Here is a 24,070-nt window from a genome sequence, read left to right as displayed (position 1 = left end):
CTCCTGGTACGACACGTTCAGGTTGGCCATCGAAACCTCCACGCTCACCCCGGGCTCACCGGGTGCGGACCGGCGCCGCGGGAGCACCCTAAAACGCCCCAACCGCCCCGTGCCGGTCGTCGTCCACAGGTTCACTCCGATGCAGGAGTGCCCCGGGCATCGATGTGGGCGCGAGTGTGTCGGGGGTCACGTCTAGGGTCGTTCGCATGGCCGTCGAGCGACACGTGCGCCTCCCGGACGGCCGCGTGGTCGTCGTCCACGACACCGGTCCCAGCACGGACGGGGCGCCCGTCCTGCTGTGGCACCACGGGTCGCCGCAGACGGGTGCGCTGCTGCCGCCGGTCGTCGCCGCCGCTGCTGCCCGCCGGATGCGGGTGCTGTCCGCCGCGCGGCCCTCGTACGGCGGGTCCACGCCGCGGCCGGGCCGGGACGTCGCATCGGTCGGTACGGACCTCGGGTTCGTGCTCGACGCGTGCGGGGTGGACTCCGTGGTCGTCATGGGGGCGTCCGGCGGTGGGCCGCACGCGCTCGCATGCGCCGCGATGCTGCCGGGGCGGGTGACCGGTGCGGTGTCCATCGCGGGGATCGCCCCCTACGCGGATGCTGCCGACTGGTGGGGAGGGATGGCGGCACCTGGCGGGTTGCGAGCCGCCGTCCACGGTCGCGACGCCCGGGCGCAGTTCGCCGAGACCGACGCGTTCGACCCTGACGTGTTCGTCGAGGCCGACTGGGCCGCATTGGCCGACACCTGGGCGCCGCTCGGCGAGGACGCGCAACGGGCCGAGCAGGACGGGGCTGACGGGTTGGTCGACGACGACGTCGCGTACGTGACGCCGTGGGGGTTCGGGCTCGGTGAGGTGATGGTGCCCGTGCTCGTCGTCCAGGGCTCGCTCGACCGGGTGGTCCCGCCCGCGCACGCTGATCGGCTCCTGCGCGGGCTGCCGCTAGGTGAGCTGTGGGTGCGGCCGCGAGACGGGCACGTGGCCGCGCTCGACGCGGTGCCGGTGGCGCTGGACTGGTTGCTCGCGCTGAACGGGTGAGGTCGGGGACTGCGGGGCGCTCCTGGGCGGCGTGGCTCGCGGTTGTCGGGCGCGTGCTCGTGGGGGGCGCGAGGTCCGGGAGCGGCGGGCGCCCGGGGCGGCCTGCTCGGCCGGCGGGTGAGGCGGTCGCTCGCCGAGGTGTGCCTCCACGTGCCTGGCGTCGTCCCAGGTCAGGGTTGTGCGGCATGTCCGAGTTCGCGTAGAATCGAACACATGTTCGAATCGCCTGGTCTCGCGGGAAGCCGCCGTGCTCCGTCGCCGGGTCGCCCGCCCGCGGTGCGGGCGACAACGGTGCTCGTGGCCGGCGTCGTGGACCGGCTCGCCCGCATCGAGGCGCTCGCCGGCAGTGCGCACGAGCTGACCGGGGCCGAGAGGCGGGAGGTGCTCGCGACGCTCGAACGAGTCGGTGGAGCCCTCACCGCGGCGCGATCGGCCTGGTTGCTGGCGGAGCGGGACGCGGGGACGTCGGTCGTCGCAGGGGACCCGTCGTTCGAGGCCTCGCTGGCCCGGCACGGCAGGACCGGCCTGGGCGCGGCGACCCGGCGGGTGGAGCAGGCGCAGGCGCTGGCGGCGATGCCCGCGGTCGCGGTCGCGGTGCGCACGGGCGCGCTGCCCGGAGAGCACCTGGAGATCCTCGGGCAGGCGCTCGCCGGCGCCTCGGAGTCGGTCGCAGGCGAGCTCCGTTCCCCGAGCGGTCAGGCGGCGGCGCTGCGGCTCGCATGTGCGCACCCGGCGCCCGGGTTTCGGCGCGCGCTAGCCCGGTGGGTCGCCGAACGCGACCCGGACCGGGTCGAGGACGAGTACCAGGCTCAGCGTCGGGCCCGGTACCTGCACCTGACGACGCGGCCTGACGGGACGCGGATCTCCGGGCTGCTCGACCCGGTCGCGGGCGAGCGTCTGCGGCGCGCGCTCGAGGCGACGGGCGAGGCGCCGTCGGACGACAGGACGCCGGAACAGGCCCGGGCCGACGCGCTCGACGCGCTCGCCTCGACGGTTCTGTCCATGCCCAGCACCGGATCCCGTGCGGCGGTGCGGCCGCACGTCTCGTTCCTCATGCGTGAGGAGACCTTCACGGCGCTGCGGTCCCGCCGCCGGTCGCCCGGTGGATCTGCCGGGTCGAGCGCCGCGGTGTCGGGCAACGACGAGGTGGCGATCGCTGACGTTGCGCGTCGTCCGGTGCCGGCGGCGACGCTGGAGGACGGGACGCCGGTCGCGATGTCGGAGCTCGCGCGCGTGCTGTGCGACTGCGAGGTGACCCGGATCGTCGTCGACGCCGCCGACGAGCCCGTCAACCTTGGTCGGACCGCGCGGCTCTATACCGGCGTGCAACGGCGGGCCGTGATCGCGCGGGACCGGTCCTGCCGCTGGGGCGACTGCGACCGGGCGGCCCGGTGGGGCGAGATCCACCACATCGCGTGGTGGGACCGCGACGCCGGACGCACGGACCTCGCCAACGGTGTGCTCCTGTGCAGCTTCCACCACCACGAGGTCCACCGGCACGACGCTCGCATCGAGCGGCTCACCCGGGGACGACCCCGCGGACACGGCGACCCGGGTCCGGCGGTCTACCGCTTCACCGCTCCCGACGGCCGCGTCCTCGCCCAACCAGCTGGCGACACCCAACTCGGCGGCCCCCAGGTCCTCGGTCAGCCGCGCCGCGACGAGGGCGGCGTCCGTTCGCAGGTCGTGGTCGCCGGGCCAGGCGACGGGGGCGGCGTACGCCCGCGAATCGTCCGTGCACGGCCGGGCAACGGAACGGCCCACGGCGATCCGCCCGTCGACCTGCTGACGCCGCTTGAGAACCCTGACGATGAGGCCGCTCGCGGTGAACCGTCTGTCAGGCCGTCGCTCCGTGCAGCCGTTCGTCGTGGACGACGTCAGGTGCCGGTGGGGACCCAGTAGCGGCGCTTCGGGCTGCCGGACGCGACCGGCACGACGTCCTGCAGCACGCCGCCGCAGTGTTCGATCGTCCGGGCGGAGGCGACGTTGTCGTCGTCGCAGGTCACGAGGGCCGACTCGACGCCGACCGACCGGAGGAGCGTGAGGGACTGGCGCAGCATCTCGGTGGCATGGCCGCGCCGGCGGAAGGCCGGACGGACCGCGTAGCCGATGTGGCCACCCACCGCGGCGAGGTGGTCGTTGAGCTCGTGCCGGACCGAGACCCGGCCGACGAGCTCACCGTCGACCTCGGCGACGAGGAACGTCGCAGGCACCCGACCGGGCGGCAGGTCGACACCGTCGTGCTCCCGCGCCAGGTGCGCGAGGTACCCCGGCCAGTCGTCGCGGCGGGCGTCGAGCAGGAAGTCGAAGCCCTCGGCGGCGAGCTCGTCGTGCGCGATCCACGCCTCGTGCTCGTCGGCCGGGGTCAGTGGGCGCAGCACGAGGTCGGACGTCATGGGGGCCAGCGTCGCAGACCGGCGCGACCCATTGCGCCGATGAGCGCGGCTCATGTCGCAGACGAGCGCGGCTCGTGTCGCAGACGAGCGCGGGCCCTGGCGCAGACCAGCGTGACCCCTGGCGTGCGCCAGCGGCTCGTGTCGCAGTACAGCGCAGCTCATATCGGAGAACAGGGTGGCCCCGGCTCTGGGGACCCCGTCCGGTCGACGACCGGGTCGACGCCGTCGGACGCTCGACGACGTCGACCCGAGGGTTGTCACCAGACGTTCGACCACGTCGGCCCGAGGGTGGTCACCAGGGAAGCGGGCCTGCGGCGTCGCGGTAGGTGCCGGTCGGGGCGTCGGGGGCGGACGTCGCGGCCTGCACCACGGCCTCGGCACCCTGCTCGACGGTCTGCGTGCCGTTGTACCCGTTGAACGCGGTCGACGTGTAACCCGGGTCCACGATCAGCACCTGGTAGCCGTCGAGCGCCTTCGCGTACTGGCTGGCGACCATGTTGAGCGCCGACTTCGACGACGGGTACGTGATGTTGTGCAACGTCGACTCGAACCGCGCCGGGTCCGTCGTGATCCCGAACGACCCGAGGCCGCTCGACACCATGACGACCCGCGGCTGACCCGACCGGTCGAGCAGCGGCAGGAACGCGTGCGTCGTCCGGACGGGACCGAGCACGTTGACCCCGTAGACGGCGAGGAAGTCGGCGGGCGTGGCGTCGCGCGGGCTGACCCACCCACCGGCGATGCCGGCGTTGTTGACGAGCGCGTCGAGCCGGCCGTGCGCCGCCTCGACGGTGCGGACGGCCGCGGCGACGGAGTCGTCGTCGGTGACGTCGAGCTGCACGACGCGGATGTCGGTGCTCGTGATCTCCGCGGCGATGGCGGCGGCGACCTTCTCGCCGGCCTCGACGTCGCGTGCGCCGAGCCACACGGTCCAGCCGAGCTCGGCGAGGCGGCGGACGGTCTCCCGCCCGATTCCCTGGGCGGCCCCCGTGACGAGGGCGATCGTGGTGTCCATGCGGCCAGCCTCGGCGCGCTCGTCGGGCCGCTCCAGGGCCTCCGGAGCCTGGGACCGGCGGTCCTACGCTCACCCGCCTGCGGCCCCGACGACCTGGAGCATGCTGGGTCGCATGGACCGCGCCGAGCTCGCTCACGTGCTGCGCCGTGCGCGCGGCCGCCTCACGCCGCAGGACGTCGGCCTGGCCGCGGGGGAGCGCCGGCGGGTCGCCGGGCTGCGGCGCGAGGAGGTCGCGCTGCTCGCCGGCGTGAGCGTCGACTACGTCGTCCGGCTCGAGCAGGGACGCGGCCCGCAGCCGTCCGCGCAGGTGCTCCGGTCGCTCGCGCGGGCGCTGCGGCTCGACGACGACGAGCGCGCCGAGCTGTTCCACCTCGCGGGCTCGGCCCCGCCGCTGCCGGGCACGGTCGACGACGTCGTCCGCCCCAGCGTGCAGCGCCTCATGGACCGGCTCGTCGACCTGCCCGTCATGCTGCTGAGCGCCCGCGGCGACGTGCTCGCGTGGAACGCGATGGCGTCCGCGCTCCTGGGCGACTGGTCGTCGGTGCCGGAGCGGGAGCGCAACATCAACCGCATCCGGTTCCTCGGGACGACGCGGTACGGGACACGGTCGCGCGTCGCGATGACGCCCGAGGAGCGCGACGAGACCGCGGTGGCGGCCGTGGCGGCGCTGCGTGCGGCCACCGCGCGGTACCCGAAGGACGCCGGGCTCGCCGCCCTCGTCGAGGAGCTGCGGGAGAAGAGCGAGCAGTTCGAGCGGCTCTGGCAGGCGGGCGGTGCGTCGTCGTGGCGTAGCCAGCGCAAGACGATCGAGCACCCGACCATCGGCGCGATCACGCTCGACTGCGACTCCCTGCACGTGCCCGACAGCGACCAGGCGCTCGTCGTCTACTCGGCGCCCGCGGGCAGCCCGGAGGCGGAGGCCCTGGCGCTGCTGCGGGTGATCGGGACGCAGTCGCTGACCCCCGCGGAGGCGTCGGGGTCGTCGGCGGGCGCCCCGTCGGGCGTGTCACCCGGCCTGGGGCGCCTGGCCTGACGGTCAGGCCGTGCGCGCGGCCGGTGGGTCCACGGATGCCGGGCGGCTCGCCCGCGCGGGTGTCGGAGGGCCTCGGTACGGTGCCCAGGTGATCGCGGACGGGACATTTCAGGTGAGTGCGTTCGATCCCGTGACGGTCGGCGTCGAGCAGGTCGCGACGGCGCTCGGGGTGGGCGTCGCGACGATGGTCAAGGAGTTCGCCGGCGCCGTCGAGGGCCGGTCGACCACGCTGTTCACGTCGGCGTTCGACCCCGACGCGGGCGTCGGCACGTACGTGGCGATGGAGTCGTTCGAGGGTGCGCTCGACGGCGTCGGCGGCACGTTCAACTTCGTGCACGCCGCGTCGACGAGCGGCACCGACCGGGTGGACCTGCTGTTCACGATCGTGCCGTCGAGCGGCACCGGCGGGCTCGCGGGCCTCACCGGTGGCGGCTCGATGCGGGTCGACGACGACGGCACGCACCGCGTGCGCTTCGAGTACGAGCTGCCTGAGGGGACGTCATGAGGTTCGGGTTCGTCGGTTCGTTCGGGTCCGTCGTCGAGGTGGTCGACATGGCGGTCGAGGCCGAGACGCACGGCTGGGACGGGTTCTTCACGTGGGACGCCGTCTCGCTCGAGGGCATGGAGGCGTGGGACCCGTGGGCCGTGCTGTCGGCGGCGGCGGTCCGCACGTCGAAGATCCGGCTCGGTGCGCTCGTGTTCGCGCTGCCGCGTCGTCGGCCGTGGGTGTTCGCGAAGCAGGCGACGACCGTCGACCACCTGTCCGGTGGCCGGGTGGTGCTGCCGGTGGGGCTGGGGGTGCCGGACGACACGGCGGTGTCGGGGGTCGCCGCGGAGGCGCCGACCGTCCGGGAGCGGGCCGAGGTGCTGGACGAGGACCTCGCGATCCTCGACCGCGCGTTCAGCGGCGAGAAGTTCTCGTGGGAGGGCAAGCACCACACGGTGACCGACATGCAGCTGCTGCCGCGACCGTTGCAGCAGCCGCGGATCCCGGTGTGGGTCGTCGGGTCGTTCCCGAGCGAGCGGTCGATGGGGCGGGCGGTGCGGTGGGACGGCGTCGTCCCGCAGCTGCGCGGTGAGCGGCAGATGGAGCAGCTGACGCCCGCGGACGTCGCCGAGATCGTCGAGTGGGTGCGCGCGCACCGCGAGCCGGGGCCGGTGCCGTACGACGTGGTGGTCCAAGGGGTGCTGCCCGAGGACCCGGAGGAGGCCGTCGCGATGTCGCGAGGACTGGCCGAGGCGGGGGCGACGTGGTTCATCGAGTCCCGGTGGGACCCGAAGACGGCGACTCCGGACGTGCTGATGGAGCGGATCCGTCAGGGCCCGCCGATCTTGTGAGGGCGCTCGTACGTCGCGTGACGCGGGTGCCGCGTGAGTGCGGGGGTGGCACGCGAAGCTGCTGCGCCCGCGGGAGGTGGCGCGCCGCGCCGTGAGGTGCGCACGCGAGGGTTCGAGCGGCCGTCTGTACCCACCGACCGAAGTCGAACACTTACTGGCCAGTAAGGGTTGACACGTGTCATGCGACGAGTACGTTTTGTCCTGCTCCCTGGACGGATGTCCGGTGGGTATCGGTGCCAATGGCGGCGCCCCTTTTTCTTGCCGGCCGCCGCGTTGGCGGTGGACGCAGACAAAGGGGTCGACTCGCCATGCCTGAAATGCCTCGCCCAGCACGATCGCCGCGCCGTCGGCGCCGGGTCGCCGCGGTCGTCGGACTCGTCGTCGCCGGCGCGCTCGTCCCAGCCGGGACGGCATCCGCCGCTCCGCTCGAGACGGCCGCGGGAGTGTCGTCGTCCACCCGCGCCACGGCACCAGGCGGGGCGACGTCGACCGCCGCCCTGCCGTCGATCGCCGCGTGGAGCGGCCGCCCCGACGTCGACCTCGGCCCGAACGTGCAGGTCTTCGACCCCAGCATGCCGGTCGAGCAGATCCAGGCAGCCGTCGACGCGGTCGCCGCTCAGCAGGTCCCCGCCCAGTTCGGCGACGGCCGGTACGCCCTCCTGTTCAAGCCCGGCACCTATGGCACCGCGGAGCACCCGCTGAAGTTCCAGGTGGGCTACTACACGGAGGTCGCGGGCCTCGGCCAGAACCCCGGCGACGTCGTCGTCAACGGGTCGATCGAGGTGTTCAACCAGTGCTTCCCGACGGCCTCCGGTGCGCCGACGGACTGCACGGCGCTGGTGAACTTCTGGCGGTCGATGTCGAATCTCACGATCAACATCGCGGGACAGACGGGATGCCGTTCCGGGACGAATTTCTGGGCCGTCTCGCAGGCCGCCCCGATGCGCCGCGTGAACATCACGGGCGGTCAGCTCTCGCTCATGGACTACTGCTCGGCAGGTCCGCAGTACGCGAGCGGCGGGTTCATCGCGGACTCGACGTTCGGCAACGTCGTCAACGGCAGCCAGCAGCAGTTCCTGGTCCGGAACAGCACCGTGACGGGCTGGACGAACAGCGTGTGGAACCAGGTGTTCGCGGGCGTCGAGGGCGCCCCGGCGGCTGACTTCGTGACGAACAAGTACACGACGCTCGACACCACGCCCGTCACGCGTGAGCGCCCGTACCTGTACGTCGACGCAAAGGGGAAGTACCAGGTCTTCGTCCCGGCCACGCAGAAGAACGCCCGCGGTGTCACGTGGGCGGACGGCCCGACGCCCGGGAAGTCGCTGCCGCTGAGCAGCTTCTACGTCGCGAGGCCGGGCGACAGCGCCGGGAAGATCAACGCCGCGCTCGCGCTGGGCAAGAACCTGCTGCTCACGCCCGGCGTCTACCACGTGAACAAGACGATCAACGTGCTCTACCCGAACGCCGTCGTGCTCGGACTCGGGCTCGCGACGATCGTGCCCGACAAGGGCGTCGTCGCGATGCAGACGCTCGACGTCCCGGGCATCGACATCGCCGGGATCATGTTCGACGCCGGCGAGAAGACCAGCCCCGCGCTCCTGCAGCTCGGTACGAAGCTGTCGTCGCTCGACGGCAAGCTCAAGCGTCCGCTGCTCAGCAGCCCGGACAACCCGACGGCCGTGCAGGACGTGTTCTTCCGGATCGGCGGCGAGCACGTCGGCCGAGCGACGACGAGCCTCGTCGTCAACGTCAACCAGGCCGTCGTCGACCACACGTGGGCGTGGCGAGCGGACCATGGCACGGGGGTCGGCTGGACGGTGAACACGGCCGACACGGGCGTGGTCGTCAACGGCAACGACGTGCTGGCCACGGGCCTGTTCGCGGAGCACTACCAGAGGTACAACGTCATCTGGAACGGCGAGCGCGGCCGCACGATCATGTTCCAGAACGAGCTCCCGTACGACGCCCCCGACCAGGCCTCCTGGCAGCACGACGGCATCCCCGGGTGGGCCGCGTACAAGGTCGCGGACACCGTCAAGACGCACGAGGCGTGGGGTCTGGGCAGCTACATCTACACGAACGTCAACCCGACCCTGCACGCCCGCCGCTGCTTCGAGGTGCCGGTGACGCCCGGGGTGAAGCTGCACAACGCGATCACGATCTCGCTGAACAAGGCGGGCACGATCGACCACGTCGTCAACGACACGGGCGACGCGGTGACGCCCGACTTCCTCGGCCCGGCCGTGGTGGCGGAGTTCCCGTGACCGGAGCCTGACGGTCCGCAGACCGCCAGGGTGGGGGCGCCGGACGGTCGGCGCCCCCACCGGGCGAGCGGGACGATCGGCGCCCCCACCGGGCGAGCAGGACGACGGCCTCGCGCGTCTCGACGAGCGCGGGGCCGTCGGCGTCCCCGGGGCCGCACACCGACAGCCCCGATCTCGCCCCGTCGACGACGGATTGACAGGTAGGAAATAACCTACCTATCATCGCCGGTGTGACCACGCCCGAGCGAGCCTGACGTGCCCCGCCGCACCAAGGACTCGCCCCTCGACCGCCTCGTCGGCGCACTCGCGAACCCGACCCGGCGCGACATCCTCGACGCCCTGCTCGAGCGTGAGCAGACCGTGTCCGAGCTCGCCGCCCGGTTCGACATGGCGCGGCCCAGCGTGTCCGAGCACCTCGCTGCGCTCCGCGACGGGGGCCTGGTCGACGAACGCACGAGCGGTCGGCACCGCTACTACACGGTGACGGCCGGGCCGCTCCGGGAGCTCGCCGACTGGCTCACGCCCTACGAGCGCTTCTGGCGCGGCCGGCTGCGCGACCTCGGCACGGTGCTCGACGAGATGCCCGACGAGATGCCGCACGAGATGCCCGACCACCGGCACGACCACCCGCACGACCATGAAGGACGACGATGACCACCGACCCGACCACGACCGACGTGCAGGACGACCCCACCCGGATCACCGTCGACCAGTTCTACCCGCACCCGCCGGAGCGGGTCTGGCGCGCGCTCACGACCCCGGAGCTCATCGCGCAGTGGCTCATGCCGAACGACTTCCGGCCCGAGCTCGGCCACCGGTTCACGATGCGGGGCCGCCCGGTCGAGGCCACGAAGTTCTCGGGCGTCGTCGCGAGCACGGTCCTCGCGATCGACCCGCCGCGGCTGCTGCGCATCTCGTGGGCGGACGCCGAGGGCGGCAACGCCATGGAGACGACGGTGACGTGGACGCTGCACGCCGAGGGCACCGGTACCCGGTTGCTGCTCGAGCAGGTCGGCTTCGGTGCGGACAACCCGGTCGACCAGCTGTCCCGCCGGTTCATGTCGGGCGGCTGGCGCAGCCAGATCCTCACTCGCCTCGGTGAGCTGCTCGACGCGGGCGCGTAGGGGACCGGCGCGCGGTCCGATCTCGTCGGGTGCCGTGAGGTCGTCGACCCGCGGGCGGCCGAGCGAGCGGCGCGCAGGGCGGTCCGACCGGCGTCGCGGATTCCGTTCGCGCTCCGCCCGGCGCGCCGCGCACGATGGCCGCCATGACGAGGACGTTCGACGACCTGGTGGCCGAGGCCGCCGCCGCGCCGATGGAGGGCTGGGACTTCTCGTGGCTCGACGGCCGGGCCACCGAGGAGCGCCCGTCGTGGGGCTACGCCCGGACGGTCGCCGGTCGGCTGGGCGCGGCCGACGCGGTGCTCGACATCCAGACGGGCGGCGGCGAGGTGCTCGCGACGGCCCTCGGCGCAGCGACGAGGAGACCCGCGCTCGTCGTCGCCACCGAGTCGTGGCCGCCGAACGTCACGACGGCGACCGCGCGGCTGCACCCGCTGGGCGTCGCGCTCGTCGTGGACCCCGACGAGCCGCCGCTGCCGTTCGGGGACGCCGCGTTCGACCTGGTCGTGAGCCGTCATCCGGTGACGGTGTGGTGGGAGGAGATCGCCCGCGTCCTGCGTCCCGGCGGCTCGTACCTGGCGCAGCACGTGGGCCCGCACAGCGTGTTCGAGGTCGTCGAGCACTTCCTCGGCCCGCAGTCGCAGGAGTCGCGCGACGGCCGCCACCCCGACCGCGACGTCGCGCGCGCGAGGGCCGCCGGGCTCGACGTCGTCGACCTGCGGTCCGAGGAGCTCCGCATCGAGTTCCACGACATCGGCGCCGTCGTCTGGTTCCTGCGGAAGGTGATCTGGATGGTCCCGGGCTTCACGGTCGAGGCGTACCTGCCGCAGCTGCGGGGCCTGCACGCACGGATCGAGCAGGACGGCCCCTTCGTCGCGCACTCGACCCGGTTCCTCGTCGAGGCCCGCAAGCCGACGTGAGACGGCGGCCCGACGGGCATGGCGGCGAGGCCGGTGCCCTGAGCACCTTCGATGTCGAGGGGATCAGCCCCGAGCGGCCAGCTCGACGGCCAGCGCGTGCTTGCACGGCCCGCGGTCATCGCGGTGACGGCCGTACCAGGGGCAGGTGCAGCGCAGGCCGGTGGGCGTGGCGCGGACCGCGTAGGTGAGCTCTCCGGACCGGACGACGACCACCCCGTCTGCTCCCGGCGTCCCGACGGCTCCCGCCGCGACCAGCTCCCGCGCGTCGCGCAGGCGTGGGTGCATGCGTTCCAGGACGGCCGGGTCGTAGGGGAGCTCGCGATGGAAGAACGCCCCCTCGTGCACGTCGAAACCGACCCGCCCCGCAGCACCGAGCCGTCCGAGGGCCCGCAGCACCCGCTCGGCCGGCAGGCCGGTGTCGGCGGCGAGCGCGACGACGTCGAGCCGCGGCTCGAACGCGAGCACCGCGCCCACCAGGTCCGCGTCCGTCTCGGCGTCCGCGTCGGCGAGGTCCCGCAGCACGCCGCCCTCGCCGGAGAACCCGCGGCTGACCTCGGGGCTCAGAGCCACTGACAGGCGCGCGTCGGCCAGCACGACCTCCCACACCGCCGCGGCCGGGCGGCCCGGGACCGCGACGGCGGGTGCGTACGCGCGCAGGGACGACGAGAACCGCAGGACGGGCTCCAGCGCACGCAGCCGTTCCGGACCCGCGACGCACACTGCGTCCGTGCTCGGGCGGCTCGTGAGGCGTATCCCTCGACCGGCGGGGACCGCCCACAGCAGCGCCGAGCGGCCGCCCGTCGAGGCGGGCAGCGAGCGCACGAACCGGCGCGCCTCCGCGGCGGAGACCTCGAGCACGGGGCGCATCGTCGACCCGACGACCTGCACCTCGGCGAACCCCTTGAGCCATCGTTCCGGCAGCGGCACCTTCTCCTCGGTGACGGACCCGGACGTGGTCGTCACGGTGACGTCCTCGCCGACGGCCAGGTGCAGCGCGTCGTCGCCGCCGATGCCCGCGAGGGCGCGCCGCAGCGGCGGGTTCACGTCGACGTTCGTCGTGCCCGAGGCGAGCGCGGGACGGTCGAGCGCGCCGGGCAGCGCGTCGAGCCGGGCGTACACGCCGCAGCACGCCGAGAAGCTCTCGAACCGCAGCCGGTCACCGTTGCTCGTGACGACCGGGTCGGCCGCGCGCAGCACCGCGGCGAGCATGCCCGGCGGGACGTAGTACCGGGTGCGGGCGACCCGCGAGACGAGCAGCAGGGCCGTCGCCATCTGCTCGGCGTGCCCGAGGAACCCGTCGAAGAACCGCGGGTGCTCGGCGGGCCCGTCGGGTGTGAGACCGCCGCTGGTCGCGAGCCGCAGGTCGGGGGCGCCGTCGCGCACACCGACGGTCGACCCGCCGACGTACCGGTACAGCTGCTCGACCGACGCCACGCCGTGACAGTACGGGAGACGGGTGACACGCGGTCCGGCGCCGGGTGAACCTCACCCGCATGTCGGTGGGGTCGGGCAGGATCGCGGCGTGACCACGACCTCGGGCGCCGACGGCGACGCCGACGCGGACCTCGCTGCGGACCTCGCCGCCGTCGCAGCGGCCGCGGGCGTCGTCCGGACCGTCGCGACGTCCGACGGCCCGACGAACGAGCCCGACCCGTACCCGTGGTGGACGGTCGTCACCACGGCCGAGCTCGAGGCGATCCCCGACGACGTCCTCGTCGGCCTGCTCCGCGAGCTCGGCGAGGCGGTCGTGGCGGAGCCGGGTGAACGCCCGTGGCAGGTCGACCTCAACCGCTGGAACTCGGTCCGCCGGGCCTGCGTCCAGGCCGCCGCCGGGGTCCGTCCGCGCGCACCGGGCGGCGCGGCGCCCACCTGGCTCGGACGCCTCACGCGTGCGCGCCTCGAGACGCTCTCCACCGCCTGGACGCACGGGCACCACGAGTGGCGCATCATCCGCACCCTCGAGCGCCGCGGCCTCGTCACGCTCCCGCACGACGACACGTACACGCTCGCGTTCGTCGGGACGCTGGGCGGCGGCGACCCGGTCGAGGCCGTCCGCACCGACCCCTGCGCCGTCGACGTCCTCTGGCAGTGCTTCCTCGTCGAGGGCGGCGGCGAGGTGAGCCTCGCGAACGTCGACAAGTACGGCGGCGGCGCGTGGTCGACGGCCGTGCTCACCCTCGTCCGTGAGGGCGACCTCGACCGCGACCGGGTGCTCGCCGCAGCGCTGAACGCGCTGGGGCTCGACTTCAGCGCGTACCGCGCCGGCTGGTTCTCGCGCCTGTGGACGTCGCTCGACCCGACCGTCGACGAGGTGGCCGCCCACCAGCCCGCGCTGCGCCGGCTGCTGCGCAGCGACGTCCGGCCCACGGTCGCGCTCGCGGTCACCGCGCTGCGCAGGCTCGCCGAGGCCGGGCTGCTCGACGCACCCGCGGCCGTCGACGCGCTCGGGCCCGCCGTCGTCGCGCCGGTGAAGGGGACGGCGCTCGCGGCGGTCGCCCTCGTCGGAACGGCCGTCGCTGGCGGTGACGTCCCCGCGGAGAGCGTCGCGTCGACGTTGGCCGTCGCGCTCGAGCACCCGCACGCCGACGTCCAGCGGGCGGCCGCGCGGCTGCTCGTGCGCCTGGGACGGGTCGACCTCGTCGAGGCCGCGCGCGAGGGGCTCGCGCCGAGCGTGGTCGCGGACGTGCTGCCGGTCGGGCCGGCTCCCGACGGCCGCGGGACCGGTTCCGACGACCCTGACAGTGAGGGCGGCAGCGCACGTGCGGTCGAGGTCGACGCCGGTGCCGCCCAGGTGGGGAGCGTCGGCGGTGTGAACGCGACGGCGGGAACGCGGCCGGTCGACGTCGGCCCCACGCTGCCGGTCGACGTCGGACTCGCCATGCCGATGGCGGTCACCCGGACCGACGTGACGGAACGTGTCGCAGCGCTCCTCGAGGACCCGTCCGACCCGGCAGAGCTGGAGGCCGTGCTCGCGTGCCTCGCGAGCGAGGGCGACGCGTCGCTCGTCGAGCCGCTGGGCCGTCGGGCGTCGACCCTGGTCCGCCGCGCGTACGACGGCTACACCGAGCACCGGCTGCAGACGCGCGTGGCGATGCTCGTCGAACGGGCGGTCGGCGCCCCGACGCCCGTCCCGCCCGGCCGCGTCCGGACAGGTCGGGTGCCGCCGTCCATCGCGTTCCTGACCGGGCGGCTCGACGACGTCGCCGACGTCCTCAGGGGAGCCGCGCCGACACGGCCGCTCGTCGCGACGCCGACCACCCGGGCGGGCTGGGTGGACGCGGCCGCCTTCGTCGACCGGTGGACGGCTGCGATCTCGGCGCCGGCGCCTCGGGACGTCGTCGCGGGGCTGCTGCGTCTCGCGCCCGACGGCCGCGAGGAGGCGCTCGGCCGCTGGCGTGCGGTCGCTCCCGGTGCGCCGTGGGCGGACGCCGTCGCGTACGCGCTCGGCGCCGCACCGCCCGTGACCGCTCCGCCCGGCGCCGACGTCGCGGTCTGGGTCGCGGCCTCCCGCGCACGTGCGCCGCTCGCCCACGACCCGACCCTGCACGCGTGGGGCGTCACCGGGCCTGGACGGTCCGCACCGCTCGCACCCGACCCGGCCGGGGTGTTCGCCGCTGAGAAGGTGCGCTGGTCGCTCCCGTGGCACGTCGCACATCTCGACGCACCGGACGGGCACGACGACCAGCCGACCACCGACCCGGGCGGTGAGTACCTGGCGGAGAACGGGTTCGACGGCTGGGTGCCGTGGATCGCGACGACCTGGCCCGCCGACGCCGAGCACGTCGCGCTCGTCGCGTCGACGGAGGTGTGGTGGGCGGTCGACATGACGGCGCTGCACCGCGACGCCCTGGACGTGGTCGTCGCGCTCGGCGACCACGAGGGCCGGATCGGCGACCTCGCCGCCACCACGCTGGTCGCGGGCCTGACGTCGGCCCGCGTCGACCTGCGCGTGCACGCCGTGGACGCCGTCGCGCGGCAGGTCCGGGCCGGTCGCCTCGACGTCGACCGCACCGCGCGGGCGGTCACGACCTTCGCGCCCGACGCGACCGTGACCCGCTGGGCGGCGTCGTGGGCCGACCTGGCTGCGACGGGTCCGGACCTCGGGTCGTTCGTCGTCGACCTGCTCGTCGCCGTCCTGCCCGACCTCCCGCCTGAGACCCGCGGGCGGCACGCGCTCCTCGACCTGCTCGACGAGGAGCTCCTGCGGGCACGTCGCGCGACACCGTCCGCGCTCGTGCCGTGGCTCGCGACGGTCACCGGGTCGTCGCGCGCCGCCAGGACCGCGGCGCGTCTCGCGGCTCGTCGGGAGGCCTGACCGGTCTCCGCGACGTGTCTGCCGCCAGGACCGCGGCGTGCCGCCGGCGCCCGGCGCGCGGCCTCAGGGCGCGACGCCTTCCGGCAGCGCGGCCTCCGGGGCGTCCGGGGCGTCTGCGGGTCGCCGCCGGGCGGTCTCCGCGAGCACGACCCCGCCGAGCACCACGGCCCCGCCGAGAAGCTGCACCGCGGTCATCGCCTCGCCGAGCACCACCCACGCGGCGGCGGACGCGGCGACGGGCTCCACCATCCCGAGCAACCCGGCGCGCGCGGGCCCGAGGGACCGGATGCCGACGAGGAACAGCAGGTACGGCACGACGGTGCCGAGCACGACGATCCACACGACGAGCACCCACAGGGGCGGCACCGGCCCGCCCGGGACGGCGACGGGCAGGGAGAGGGCGTCGTACGGGTAGGTCCACACGGGCTGCAGCACGACCCAGAACACCGCCGCGAAGGTCATGGTCCACGCGTGCGTCGACAGCGGGTCCCGCTCGGCGAGCAGACGGTCCCCGAGCAGGTAGTACGCGGCGAGGGACACGGCGGCGGCGACGGCGAACAGCAGCCCGACGACGTCGAGCACCACGCCCTCGCCGACCTGCGCGACGAGCGTCAGCCCGCCGAGGCACGCCGCGAGCGCCCACCACACGCGCGCGTGCACGGCCTCGTGCAGCACGAACCGGGCCCAGAGCGCGACGAGCAGGGGCGCGGTGTACTCGATGAGCAGCGCGATCCCGACGGGCAGCCGGGCGATCGCCGACAGGTAGAACCACTGCACGAGCGCGACCCCGACCACGCCGAGCACGGCGAGGGAGACGAGCTCGCGGCGGTCGCGGAGCCGCAGCCGGCGCGCACCGACGACGAGCACCGCGGCGACCAGCACCACCGCGGACCCGACGCACCGGATCTCGACGAGCCGGGTCGGCGTGAGCCCGGCCTCCATGGCGACCTTCGCGACGGTGCCGTTGACGGCGAACAGCAGCGCCCCGACGACCACGGCGAGCACGCCGAGCGGCGCGGGGAGGCGATGCTGCACCCGGGCACGGTAACCGGAGGCGCCGACGAACCAACTCGTCGCACGCCCGTGTCGAAGAACGGCAGCCCCCGTTCGACCACGTGGTGCAGGACCCGCACCGGCACTAGCGTCGGGCGGGCCGATCCGGAGGGAGCACCACCATGAAGGTCCTGGTCATGATCACGGGCAGCGGCGCGGACGAGGACAAGATCGCCCCGACCGAGCAGATGTTCGTCGAGATGAACGCGTACAACCAGCAGCTCGCCGAGGCCGGGATCATGCTCGGCGGCGAGGGCCTGCTGCCGACGAGCACCGGTGCGAAGGTCGTGTTCGACAAGGGCGTCACGACGGTCGTCGACGGCCCGTTCACCGAGGCCAAGGAGATCGTCGCGGGCTACTGGATCTGGGAGGTCAGCTCGCTCGAGGAGGCTGTCGAGTGGGCCAAGCGGTGCCCGCACGGCGACGAGCTCACGAGCTCGCTGCAGATCCGGCGTCTCGCGACCGTCGAGGACTTCGGCGACGCGTACACGCCCGAGGTCGCCGCACAGGAGGACCGGGTCGCGGCCACCATCCGCGCGCAGCAGGGCGCGTGATCCCGGGCTGGTAGAGGCAGCAGGGGGAGCGGGGCGATGACGGACGCACGACGCACGCTGGACGCCGTCTGGCGGATGGAGTCGCCGCGCCTCGTCGCCTCGCTCACCCGGCTGGTCCGGGACGTCGGCCTCGCGGAGGAGCTCGCGCAGGACGCGTTCGTCGCGGCCCTGGAGCAGTGGCCGACCGACGGCATCCCGGACAGGCCCGGGGCGTGGCTGTACGGGACGGCGCGGCACCGGGCCATCGACCTGATCCGTCGGGAGCAGAACCGCGGCGCGAAGTACACGGTGCTCGCGGCCACGCTCGCCGACGCGGCCCCGGCGGACGTGGTGGTCGAGGACCCGGTCGGCGACGACCTGCTGTCCCTCGTGTTCCTCACGTGCCACCCCGTGCTGCCGCGCGAGTCCCGGATCGCGCTCACGCTGCGCCTGTTCGGGGGCCTGACGACGGACGAGATCGCGCGCAAGTTCCTCGTGCCGTCCGCGACTGTCGGTCAGCGCATCTCCCGGGCCAAGCGCACCCTGGCCGAGGCGCACGTGCCGTTCGAGGTGCCGCAGGCCGACGAGATGCCCGCCCGCCTCGGCCCGGTGCTCGAGGTCGTCTACTCGATCTTCACCGAGGGCCACTCGGCCACGAGCGGCGACTCGTGGATCCGTCGCGACCTCGCGCAGGACGCCATGCGGCTCGCCCGCACGCTGGCCGCGCTGCTGCCCCGCGAGCCTGAGGTGCACGGCCTCGTCGCGCTGCTCGAGCTGCAGGCGTCGCGGTTCGACGCGCGCCGCGACGGGGTCCTGCTGCAGGACCAGGACCGGTCGTTGTGGGACCGCACGCTCGTCATGCACGGGCTCGCGTCGCTCGACCGCGCCGTCGCGCTGGGCCGGCCGCTCGGCCCGTACACGCTGCAGGCCGCGATCGCCGCATGCCACAGCCGGGCCGCCCGTTTCGAGGACACCGACTGGGAGGCGATCGTCGCCCTGTACGACGCGCTCGCGCAGATCGCGCCCTCGCCGGTCGTCGACCTCAACCGGGCCGTCGCCGTGCTGCACGCGGACGGGCCGCAGGCGGCGCTCGTCGCCGTCGACGCGCTCCGCACCGACCCGCGGATGGTGCGGTACCACCTGCTCGGCGCCGTCCGGGCCGACGTCCTGCTGCGCCTCGACCGGCCCGGCGAGGCGGCCGTCGAGCTCGAGCGCGCCGCCCTGCTCGCCCCGACCCCGCACGAGCGTGACCTGCTGCGCGAGCGCGCGACGGCGGCCCGCGACGCCGCGGGCGCGGCACGCCCGACCGACCACCCGACGACCCACGGCTGACCCGCGCGCGGGTCAGTCCAGGTGGGCGCCGCCGCCGACGGCGTACGCCTCGCGGACCCACTCGGCGAACGTGTCGTCGAGGTCGGCCGGGGACCGGACCCGGAAGTGGTTGACGAACAGCCGCTGCGTGTACGGCGCGACGCTCGTGATCCTGGCGTCGGTGTCGACGGGCCGCATGAGGTCGAGGAACCCCACGACCCCCTGCTTGTCGGGCCGGGCGCCGGCGAACCCGCGCCGGGTCCCCTTGAACGTGATCGTCGTCTTGTGCAAGACGACCTCGACGGGCCCGCACGCCTCGATGAGCCCCACGACGGCCCGGTACAGCTCGACGTGCTCGGGCGGCGCCCCGCGCAGGTGGTCGTCGACGGTCCACACGTGCGGCTCGGTCATGCGCCCATCGTCCCCGCCCACCCGCGCGCCCGCCCAGCGGCCGACCCCTAGCCTGGCGGGATGGCGACGCTGCCCCTCACGCCCGACGAGCTCCTCACCACCACCCGGTCGGTGCGCAAGCGCCTGGACCTGACCCGCGACGTCCCGCTCGACCTGGTCCGGGAGTGCCTGGAGGTCGCGCTGCAGGCGCCGTCGGGCTCGAACCGTCAGGGCTGGCACTGGCTGGTCGTGACGGACCCGGCGAAGCGCGCGGCGATCGGCGACGTGTACCGGCGCTCCGTCGAGGCGTACGTCGCGTCACCGGGGTACGCGGGCCGGCTGTTCGGCGACGACCCGGACCGCGGGCCGGTGCAGGCGAGGGTCGGCGAGAGCGTCGCGTACCTCGGCGAGCACCTGGGCGAGGTCCCGGTGCTGGTGATCCCGTGCCTCACGGTCCGGCACCTCGGCGCGGGCAACCAGGCGGGGCTGTGGGGGTCGCTGCTGCCGGCGGCGTGGAGCTACATGCTCGCGGCACGCGCTCGTGGGCTCGGCACGGCGTGGACGACGCTGCACCTGGCGCACGAGGCGGAGGTCGCGCAGGTGCTCGGCCTGCCTGACGACGTCCGCCAGGGCGTGCTCATCCCGACGGCGTACTACACGGGCGAGACGTTCCGCCCGGCCCCGCGCGTCCCGCTCGACGAGGTCCTGCACGTCGACACCTGGTGACCGACCCCGATCTCGATGCCGGGCCGCGGTCTCGCCCGGCGGCTCACACCCGCACGGTGTCGCGCACCCGCGTCAGGTGGGCGCGCTCGGCGGCGTTGTCCGTCGCCGCGATCGCCGCGTCGTACTCGACGACCGCCTCGTGGCGTCGACCGACGCGCCGCAGCAGGTCGGCACGCACGGCGTGGAACACGTGGAACCCGGTGAGCGGCAGGTCGTCGACGAGCGCGAGCGCGGCGCCGGGACCGGAGACCTCCGCGACGGCGACGGCCCGGTTGAGCGCGACGACCGGGCTCGGTACGAGCGCGAGCAGCTGGTCGTAGAGCGCCACGACCTGCGCCCAGTCGGTCGGCCCGGGGTCGGTGTGCACGGCCTGGATCGCGGCCTGCACCTGGTACGGCCCGGGCCGCCCGCGTCGCAGGCACCGCCGCACGAGCGCGCGCCCCTCCGCCACCTCGTCGGCGTCCCACCGCGACCGGTCCTGGTCGGCCAGCAGCACGAGACCGTCCGGCCCGACCCGCGTCGCACGGCGCGAGTCGACGAGCAGCATGAGCGCGAGCAGGCCGAGCGCCTCCGGCTCGTCGGGCATGAGCTCGACGAGGAGCCGGCCGAGGCGGATCGCCTCCGCGCACAGGTCCTCGCGCACGAGGTCGTCGCCCGCGACGGCCGTGTGACCCGCGGTGAACACCAGGTAGACGACCGCGAGGACCCCGGTCAGCCGGTCGGGCAGGTCCTCGTCGCGGGGCACCCGATACGGGATGCGGGCGTCGCGGATCTTCGCCTTGGCCCGCACGATCCGCTGCGCCATCGTCGGCTCGGGCACGAGGAACGCGTGCGCGATCTCGCTCGTCGTGAGACCCCCGAGCAGCCGCAGCGTGAGCGCGACCTGCGTCGGTACGGCGAGCGCCGGGTGGCAGCACGTGAACACGAGGCGGAGCCGGTCGTCCTGCACGGGACCCACCTCCGGCGGCTCGTCGCGGGCGTGCAGCAGGGCGGCCTGCGCGTGCTTGTCGGCACGTGCGGCCTCGCGGCGCAGATGGTCGATCGCCCGGCGACGGGCGGTGGTGAGGATCCAGCCGGCCGGGCTCGGCGGGACGCCGTCGGTGGGCCAGCGGCGCAGCGCGACGACGAAGGCCTCCTGCACGGCCTCCTCGGCGAGCCCGAGGTCGCCGAGCTGCCGGGTCAGGACGGCGACGGCCCGGCCGTGCTCCGCCCGGAACACGGCCGCGACCTGCCGGTCGGCCTCCGTCATGACCGGAACGGTCGCACCTCGATCGGCAGCCCGGTGGCCGTCGCGAGCCTCGAGCCCCAGTCGAGGGCCGCGTCGAGGTCGTCGACGTCGATGATCGAGAACCCGCCGAGGTGCTCCTTGCCCTCGGCGAACGGGCCGTCGGTCACGACGACCCGCCCGTCCTGGGCGCGCAGCACGGTCGCGCTGGTCGGCGCGTGCAGGCCGCCCGCGAACACCCAGACGCCCTTGTCGCGCATCGCCTGGTCGAGCTCCTCGACGTCCCGCATCACCTGCCGCAGCAGCTCGGGGTCGGGCGTGCCGCCGGTGGGTTCCATCACGCTGAGCAGGTACTGGGCCATGTCTCCTCCTGGTGCCGCGTCCCGGGCCGGTCCCGGTCCTCACCTCCTGTACGAACGGCGGGGGCGCGGATCGACACCGTCGGCGACGACGTGGACGCCGACCAGTCTCGCGGTGGTCGACGGCACACGCCCGACGTCGACCAGGACGCGGTGCCCGGGCTGCGGCGGCGAGCGGCACGACGACCGCGACACGCCGCTGACCAGCGGGAGCGCGCGACGAATCCGGACGAAACACGTGCACCGGAGCACGCGGACCGACATCCTGGGACGACCGCCCCGGCACCGACGACGGAGGGACCTGATGTGGCCCGGCTGTTGTACACCGCGATCACCTCGCTCGACGGCTACGTCGCCGACCCGGACGGGCGGTTCGACTGGGCGGCCCCGGACGAGGAGGTGCACGCGGCGGTCAACGAGCTGGAGCGCCCGGTCGGTACGTACCTGTACGGGCGGCGGATGTACCGGGTGATGGCGTACTGGGAGTCGGCGCCGGACGACGCACCCCCGGTGCAGCGTGACTACGCGCAGATCTGGCGGGCGGCGGACAAGGTCGTCTACTCGTCGACCCTGGACGCCCCGGTGACGAGCCGGACGCGGATCGAGCGCTCGTTCGACCCGGCGGCGGTGGCGGTGCTGAAGGCGTCGTCGGAGCGGGACCTGTCGTTGGGCGGCCCGGGCCTGGCGGCGCACGCGCTGCGGGCCGGCCTGGTCGACGAGCTCCAGCTGCTGGTGACGCCCGTCGTCGTCGGCGGCGGCACGCCCTTCCTGCCCGACGACGTGCGGCTGGACCTGGAGCTGCTCGACCAGCGACGCTTCGGCAACGGTGCGGTGCTGCTGCGGTACGACGTGCGGTCCGCGGCCGCCGAGGCGGCGGCCTGACCGGTCGGGTTCGGGCCGGCGCGGCGCCCGAAACGATCCGACACGTCCCGTTCGGCACTATTTCGCCCACTATGGTGTAGATCACATCGCGGTGCGGCTGTCAGGATCGACCCCAGGGCGCCCACGCCGTCGAGGTCGTGGGGGCTCAGGGGGTCGGAGGCAGTGATGGCGCAGGGGGGCCGTGCCGTCGTGCTGGCCAGGGGGCCACGCACGCGATCCGGCGCGCCCGGGAACGGCACCGTGGTCCGCCGGGCGCTGCTGCAGCGGCTCGACGACGTCGTGACCAGCAGGTTCGGCCTCGTCGTCGGCCCGCCCGGGTCGGGCAAGACGACCGTGATGACGCAGTGGTCCCGGACCACCGGCCTGCCCGTCGTGTGGGGGCGGTGCACGCGCGCGGGGATCGTCGTGCGGACCCCGGGGGCGGGCGCGGCGATGTGCCTGACGCCCGACGAGCTCGGCCGGATGCTGCTCACGGGCACGCCGGACCGCGCGGCGGACCGTGCGGTGCTCCTCGTGCTCGACGACGCGCACGAGCTCATCGGCCACCCCGCCGAGCGCGACCTGGAGCGGCTGCTGCTCGACGTCCTGCCCGCGGTCCACGTGCTCGTCGGCTCACGGGTCCGACCCACGTTCAACCTCGCCCGGTCCGAGATCAGCCCGCCGACGGTGCTCACGGGCGCCGACCTGCGGCTGCGGCCCTGGGAGGTCGACCGGCTGTTCCGCGACGTCTACGACGAGCCGCTGACCCCGGAGGACGTCGAGACGGTCTCGCGCGAGACCGACGGGTGGGCCGTCGCCGTGCACCTGTTCCACCGGTCGACGGCGGGGCTGCTGCCCGCCGACCGTCGCCGGGCCGTCCGCGGCCTGCCCGGCGACTCCTGGTACGCGCACGACTACCTGACGGGCGAGATCCTCGCCGGCCTGGACCGCCCGCTCGTCGAGCTCCTGCACTGGGGCTCGGCGTTCGACCGGATGACGGGCGCCCGTTGCGACGCGCTCATGGCGGCGTCGGGGAGCCGCGAGCTGCTCCGCGACCTCGAGGTGCGCTGGTCGCTCGTCGGCACCGACGACGGCGTCCACTACACGCTCCCGCGCGTGCTGCGCCGGCACCTGCTGACCGCACAGACCGAGCACCTCGGCAGCGCCGCAGGCTCGTGGCAGCGCCGGGCCGCGCACATCCTCGAGGACGAGGGCGCGTGGGCCGCCGCGGTCGAGGCGTACCGGCGCGCGGGTGACGACGCCGACGTCGCACGGCTCCGCGACCGGGTGGGGACCCCCGCCGCGCCTGCGCGGTTCGACGTGTGGCTCGCGGGAGAGCCGTCGACGAGGACGCCGGAGGAAACCCCGACAGCCTCCCCGGCCGCGGCCGGCACAGCGCAGCTGCAGGCCGCCGCGCCGGCGAACGGTCGGACCCGCCCGGACCGAGCGCCGCACGAGCCCGCGTCGGCATGGGAGCCCGTCGTCCGCTCGGCGACCCGCCGCGACCCGCTCGCCGGCCTCCCCGCCGCGACCGGTCTGACCGGTGCCGAGCGTGCGCTCGCCGAGGGCCTGTGCCTGCTCCTCGCGGGCGACCAGCGCGGCGCGCGCGAGCCGCTGCGACGCGCGGCCGCCGACCCCGACGGCTCCGCGGGTGTGGTCCTCGGCGCGACGCTCGTCGACGCGACGCTCACGGGCACGTCGCGCGCCGCGATGCTGCAGACCGCGGACCGGGTGCACGCCGACGCGGAGCGCCGGGGCCTGACGTGGCTCGCCCGGCTGGCCCACGGCGTCGTCGTCGCGCTCGACGGCACCGAGCGTGCCCGGGCGGACGTCGCCGCGCTCGTCGCGCACTGCGACCGCGTCGACGACCCGTGGGGTGCGGCGCTCGTCGCGTCGTGGAGCGGGCTCGTCGCGCTCAGCCAGGGCGTCGGCGACCCGGACGAGTGGGACGCGCTCGTGCGCCGGTGGCAGGCGCTCGACGCACCCGTCCCGGCCGTGTGGGCCCGCGCCTTCTACGCGCTCGCCGCCGCCGAGCACCAGCTCCCCGAGGCCGTCCAGGACGCCCGCTCCGCCGAGGCGCTCGCCCGCGCGGCGGCCGTGCCCGGCGCGCTGGCCGTCGCGTACGCGGCGCTCGCGGCCGGGGCCGAGGACGGCGTCGACACGGGCG

Annotated in this window: 21 protein-coding genes and 1 pseudogene; 15 read left to right on the top strand and 7 right to left on the bottom strand. The window is 74.6% G+C overall.

Annotated features, from left to right (window positions below):
• The first annotated feature begins 206 nt into the window (after positions 1-206).
• The gene (locus tag J7523_RS18635) at positions 207-1,040 is read left to right on the top strand and encodes an alpha/beta hydrolase (protein WP_291890099.1); all 834 of its coding nucleotides are present in this window, start codon (positions 207-209) and stop codon (positions 1,038-1,040) included.
• A gap of 297 nt (positions 1,041-1,337) precedes the next feature.
• A complete protein-coding gene (locus J7523_RS18630; RefSeq protein ID WP_291890096.1) occupies positions 1,338-2,942 on the top strand; it encodes a DUF222 domain-containing protein in 1,605 nt (534 codons plus the stop codon).
• Here J7523_RS18630 and J7523_RS18625 read toward each other — a convergent pair.
• Together J7523_RS18625 and J7523_RS18620 are read right to left on the bottom strand one after the other, a co-directional pair.
• Complete coding sequence (locus J7523_RS18625) at positions 2,918-3,436, bottom strand: GNAT family N-acetyltransferase (RefSeq protein ID WP_291890094.1); 519 nt, start codon at positions 3,434-3,436, stop codon at positions 2,918-2,920. The genes J7523_RS18630 and J7523_RS18625 overlap by 25 nt on opposite strands.
• Before the next feature lie 292 nt (positions 3,437-3,728).
• Entirely contained in the window at positions 3,729-4,451 is a 723-nt protein-coding gene (locus tag J7523_RS18620; protein WP_291890092.1) for an SDR family NAD(P)-dependent oxidoreductase, read from the bottom strand.
• A gap of 112 nt (positions 4,452-4,563) precedes the next feature.
• On the opposite strand from J7523_RS18620, the gene J7523_RS18615 reads away from it, so the two are divergent.
• The 7 genes from J7523_RS18615 to J7523_RS18585 all read left to right on the top strand — a co-directional run bounded on the left by J7523_RS18615 (position 4,564) and on the right by J7523_RS18585 (position 11,130).
• A complete protein-coding gene (locus J7523_RS18615; protein ID WP_291890090.1) occupies positions 4,564-5,484 on the top strand; it encodes a helix-turn-helix transcriptional regulator in 921 nt (306 codons plus the stop codon).
• 88 nt (positions 5,485-5,572) lie between these two features.
• Positions 5,573-5,989, top strand: coding sequence for a DUF3224 domain-containing protein (locus tag J7523_RS18610; RefSeq protein WP_291890089.1), 417 nt, complete (start codon positions 5,573-5,575; stop codon positions 5,987-5,989).
• Positions 5,986-6,822 carry an LLM class flavin-dependent oxidoreductase gene (locus J7523_RS18605; RefSeq protein ID WP_291890087.1) on the top strand — a complete coding sequence of 279 codons (837 nt, stop codon included), beginning with the start codon at positions 5,986-5,988 and terminating at the stop codon, positions 6,820-6,822. Before J7523_RS18610 ends, J7523_RS18605 begins: the two co-directional genes overlap by 4 nt.
• Before the next feature lie 308 nt (positions 6,823-7,130).
• The gene (locus tag J7523_RS18600) at positions 7,131-9,089 is read left to right on the top strand and encodes an adenylyl cyclase (protein WP_291890085.1); all 1,959 of its coding nucleotides are present in this window, start codon (positions 7,131-7,133) and stop codon (positions 9,087-9,089) included.
• A gap of 255 nt (positions 9,090-9,344) precedes the next feature.
• Positions 9,345-9,743 carry a metalloregulator ArsR/SmtB family transcription factor gene (locus J7523_RS18595; RefSeq protein ID WP_291890083.1) on the top strand — a complete coding sequence of 133 codons (399 nt, stop codon included), beginning with the start codon at positions 9,345-9,347 and terminating at the stop codon, positions 9,741-9,743.
• Positions 9,740-10,213 carry an SRPBCC domain-containing protein gene (locus J7523_RS18590; protein WP_291890081.1) on the top strand — a complete coding sequence of 158 codons (474 nt, stop codon included), beginning with the start codon at positions 9,740-9,742 and terminating at the stop codon, positions 10,211-10,213. Before J7523_RS18595 ends, J7523_RS18590 begins: the two co-directional genes overlap by 4 nt.
• A 143-nt stretch (positions 10,214-10,356) precedes the next feature.
• Positions 10,357-11,130 carry a class I SAM-dependent methyltransferase gene (locus tag J7523_RS18585; protein ID WP_291890079.1) on the top strand — a complete coding sequence of 258 codons (774 nt, stop codon included), beginning with the start codon at positions 10,357-10,359 and terminating at the stop codon, positions 11,128-11,130.
• Positions 11,131-11,193: 63 nt separating this feature from the next.
• Here J7523_RS18585 and J7523_RS18580 read toward each other — a convergent pair whose 3' ends face one another.
• Entirely contained in the window at positions 11,194-12,564 is a 1,371-nt protein-coding gene (locus J7523_RS18580) for an SWIM zinc finger family protein (protein WP_291890077.1), read from the bottom strand.
• A gap of 88 nt (positions 12,565-12,652) precedes the next feature.
• Here J7523_RS18580 and J7523_RS18575 point away from each other — a divergent pair, with 88 nt between their 5' ends.
• Positions 12,653-15,445, top strand: coding sequence for a DUF6493 family protein (locus J7523_RS18575; RefSeq protein ID WP_291890076.1), 2,793 nt, complete (start codon positions 12,653-12,655; stop codon positions 15,443-15,445).
• 63 nt (positions 15,446-15,508) lie between these two features.
• Here J7523_RS18575 and J7523_RS18570 read toward each other — a convergent pair whose 3' ends face one another.
• Positions 15,509-16,480 carry an EamA family transporter gene (locus J7523_RS18570; RefSeq protein WP_291890074.1) on the bottom strand — a complete coding sequence of 324 codons (972 nt, stop codon included), beginning with the start codon at positions 16,478-16,480 and terminating at the stop codon, positions 15,509-15,511.
• Between the two features lie 140 nt (positions 16,481-16,620).
• Between J7523_RS18570 and J7523_RS18565 the strand changes: the two genes are divergently transcribed.
• Both J7523_RS18565 and J7523_RS18560 read left to right on the top strand, forming a co-directional pair.
• Positions 16,621-17,052, top strand: a complete 432-nt coding sequence (locus J7523_RS18565; protein WP_291890071.1) for a YciI family protein — start codon at positions 16,621-16,623, stop codon at positions 17,050-17,052.
• A 36-nt stretch (positions 17,053-17,088) separates the two neighbouring features.
• The gene (locus tag J7523_RS18560; protein WP_291890068.1) at positions 17,089-18,363 is read left to right on the top strand and encodes an RNA polymerase sigma factor; all 1,275 of its coding nucleotides are present in this window, start codon (positions 17,089-17,091) and stop codon (positions 18,361-18,363) included.
• 12 nt (positions 18,364-18,375) lie between these two features.
• Here J7523_RS18560 and J7523_RS18555 read toward each other — a convergent pair whose 3' ends face one another.
• Positions 18,376-18,753, bottom strand: coding sequence for a DUF5655 domain-containing protein (locus J7523_RS18555; RefSeq protein WP_291890064.1), 378 nt, complete (start codon positions 18,751-18,753; stop codon positions 18,376-18,378).
• Positions 18,754-18,813: 60 nt separating this feature from the next.
• On the opposite strand from J7523_RS18555, the gene J7523_RS18550 reads away from it, so the two are divergent.
• Positions 18,814-19,458, top strand: a complete 645-nt coding sequence (locus J7523_RS18550; RefSeq protein WP_291890061.1) for a nitroreductase family protein — start codon at positions 18,814-18,816, stop codon at positions 19,456-19,458.
• A 43-nt stretch (positions 19,459-19,501) separates the two neighbouring features.
• On the opposite strand, the gene J7523_RS18545 is transcribed toward J7523_RS18550, so the two are convergent.
• Together J7523_RS18545 and J7523_RS18540 are read right to left on the bottom strand one after the other, a co-directional pair.
• Entirely contained in the window at positions 19,502-20,707 is a 1,206-nt protein-coding gene (locus tag J7523_RS18545; RefSeq protein WP_291890058.1) for a sigma-70 family RNA polymerase sigma factor, read from the bottom strand.
• On the bottom strand, positions 20,704-21,045 hold the full coding sequence (locus tag J7523_RS18540) for a YciI family protein (protein ID WP_291890055.1): 342 nt from the start codon (positions 21,043-21,045) through the stop codon (positions 20,704-20,706). The genes J7523_RS18545 and J7523_RS18540 overlap by 4 nt, the downstream gene beginning before the upstream one ends.
• Positions 21,046-21,348: 303 nt before the next feature.
• On the opposite strand from J7523_RS18540, the gene J7523_RS18535 reads away from it, so the two are divergent.
• A complete protein-coding gene (locus tag J7523_RS18535) occupies positions 21,349-21,924 on the top strand; it encodes a dihydrofolate reductase family protein (protein ID WP_291890053.1) in 576 nt (191 codons plus the stop codon).
• Positions 21,925-22,089: 165 nt separating this feature from the next.
• A pseudogene (locus tag J7523_RS18530) lies at positions 22,090-24,070 on the top strand (hypothetical protein); the annotation flags it as partial.

Origin of the sequence: Cellulomonas sp., from assembly GCF_017744555.1 — a bacterium.
Taxonomy (GTDB): Bacteria; Actinomycetota; Actinomycetes; order Actinomycetales; family Cellulomonadaceae; genus Cellulomonas.
The sequence above is the reverse complement of the archived record's forward strand: the minus strand, read 5'-3'. Positions and strand labels throughout refer to the sequence as shown.

Coding starts and splice junctions, on each gene's coding strand:
- J7523_RS18635 (WP_291890099.1), top strand. CDS start 207: ATGGCCGTCGAGCGACACGTGCGCCTCCCGGACGGCCGCGTGGTCGTC.
- J7523_RS18605 (WP_291890087.1), top strand. CDS start 5,986: ATGAGGTTCGGGTTCGTCGGTTCGTTCGGGTCCGTCGTCGAGGTGGTC.
- J7523_RS18625 (WP_291890094.1), bottom strand. CDS start 3,436: ATGACGTCCGACCTCGTGCTGCGCCCACTGACCCCGGCCGACGAGCAC.
- J7523_RS18540 (WP_291890055.1), bottom strand. CDS start 21,045: ATGGCCCAGTACCTGCTCAGCGTGATGGAACCCACCGGCGGCACGCCC.
- J7523_RS18615 (WP_291890090.1), top strand. CDS start 4,564: ATGGACCGCGCCGAGCTCGCTCACGTGCTGCGCCGTGCGCGCGGCCGC.
- J7523_RS18585 (WP_291890079.1), top strand. CDS start 10,357: ATGACGAGGACGTTCGACGACCTGGTGGCCGAGGCCGCCGCCGCGCCG.
- J7523_RS18550 (WP_291890061.1), top strand. CDS start 18,814: ATGGCGACGCTGCCCCTCACGCCCGACGAGCTCCTCACCACCACCCGG.
- J7523_RS18600 (WP_291890085.1), top strand. CDS start 7,131: ATGCCTGAAATGCCTCGCCCAGCACGATCGCCGCGCCGTCGGCGCCGG.
- J7523_RS18555 (WP_291890064.1), bottom strand. CDS start 18,753: ATGACCGAGCCGCACGTGTGGACCGTCGACGACCACCTGCGCGGGGCG.
- J7523_RS18590 (WP_291890081.1), top strand. CDS start 9,740: ATGACCACCGACCCGACCACGACCGACGTGCAGGACGACCCCACCCGG.
- J7523_RS18545 (WP_291890058.1), bottom strand. CDS start 20,707: ATGACGGAGGCCGACCGGCAGGTCGCGGCCGTGTTCCGGGCGGAGCAC.
- J7523_RS18565 (WP_291890071.1), top strand. CDS start 16,621: ATGAAGGTCCTGGTCATGATCACGGGCAGCGGCGCGGACGAGGACAAG.
- J7523_RS18560 (WP_291890068.1), top strand. CDS start 17,089: ATGACGGACGCACGACGCACGCTGGACGCCGTCTGGCGGATGGAGTCG.
- J7523_RS18620 (WP_291890092.1), bottom strand. CDS start 4,451: ATGGACACCACGATCGCCCTCGTCACGGGGGCCGCCCAGGGAATCGGG.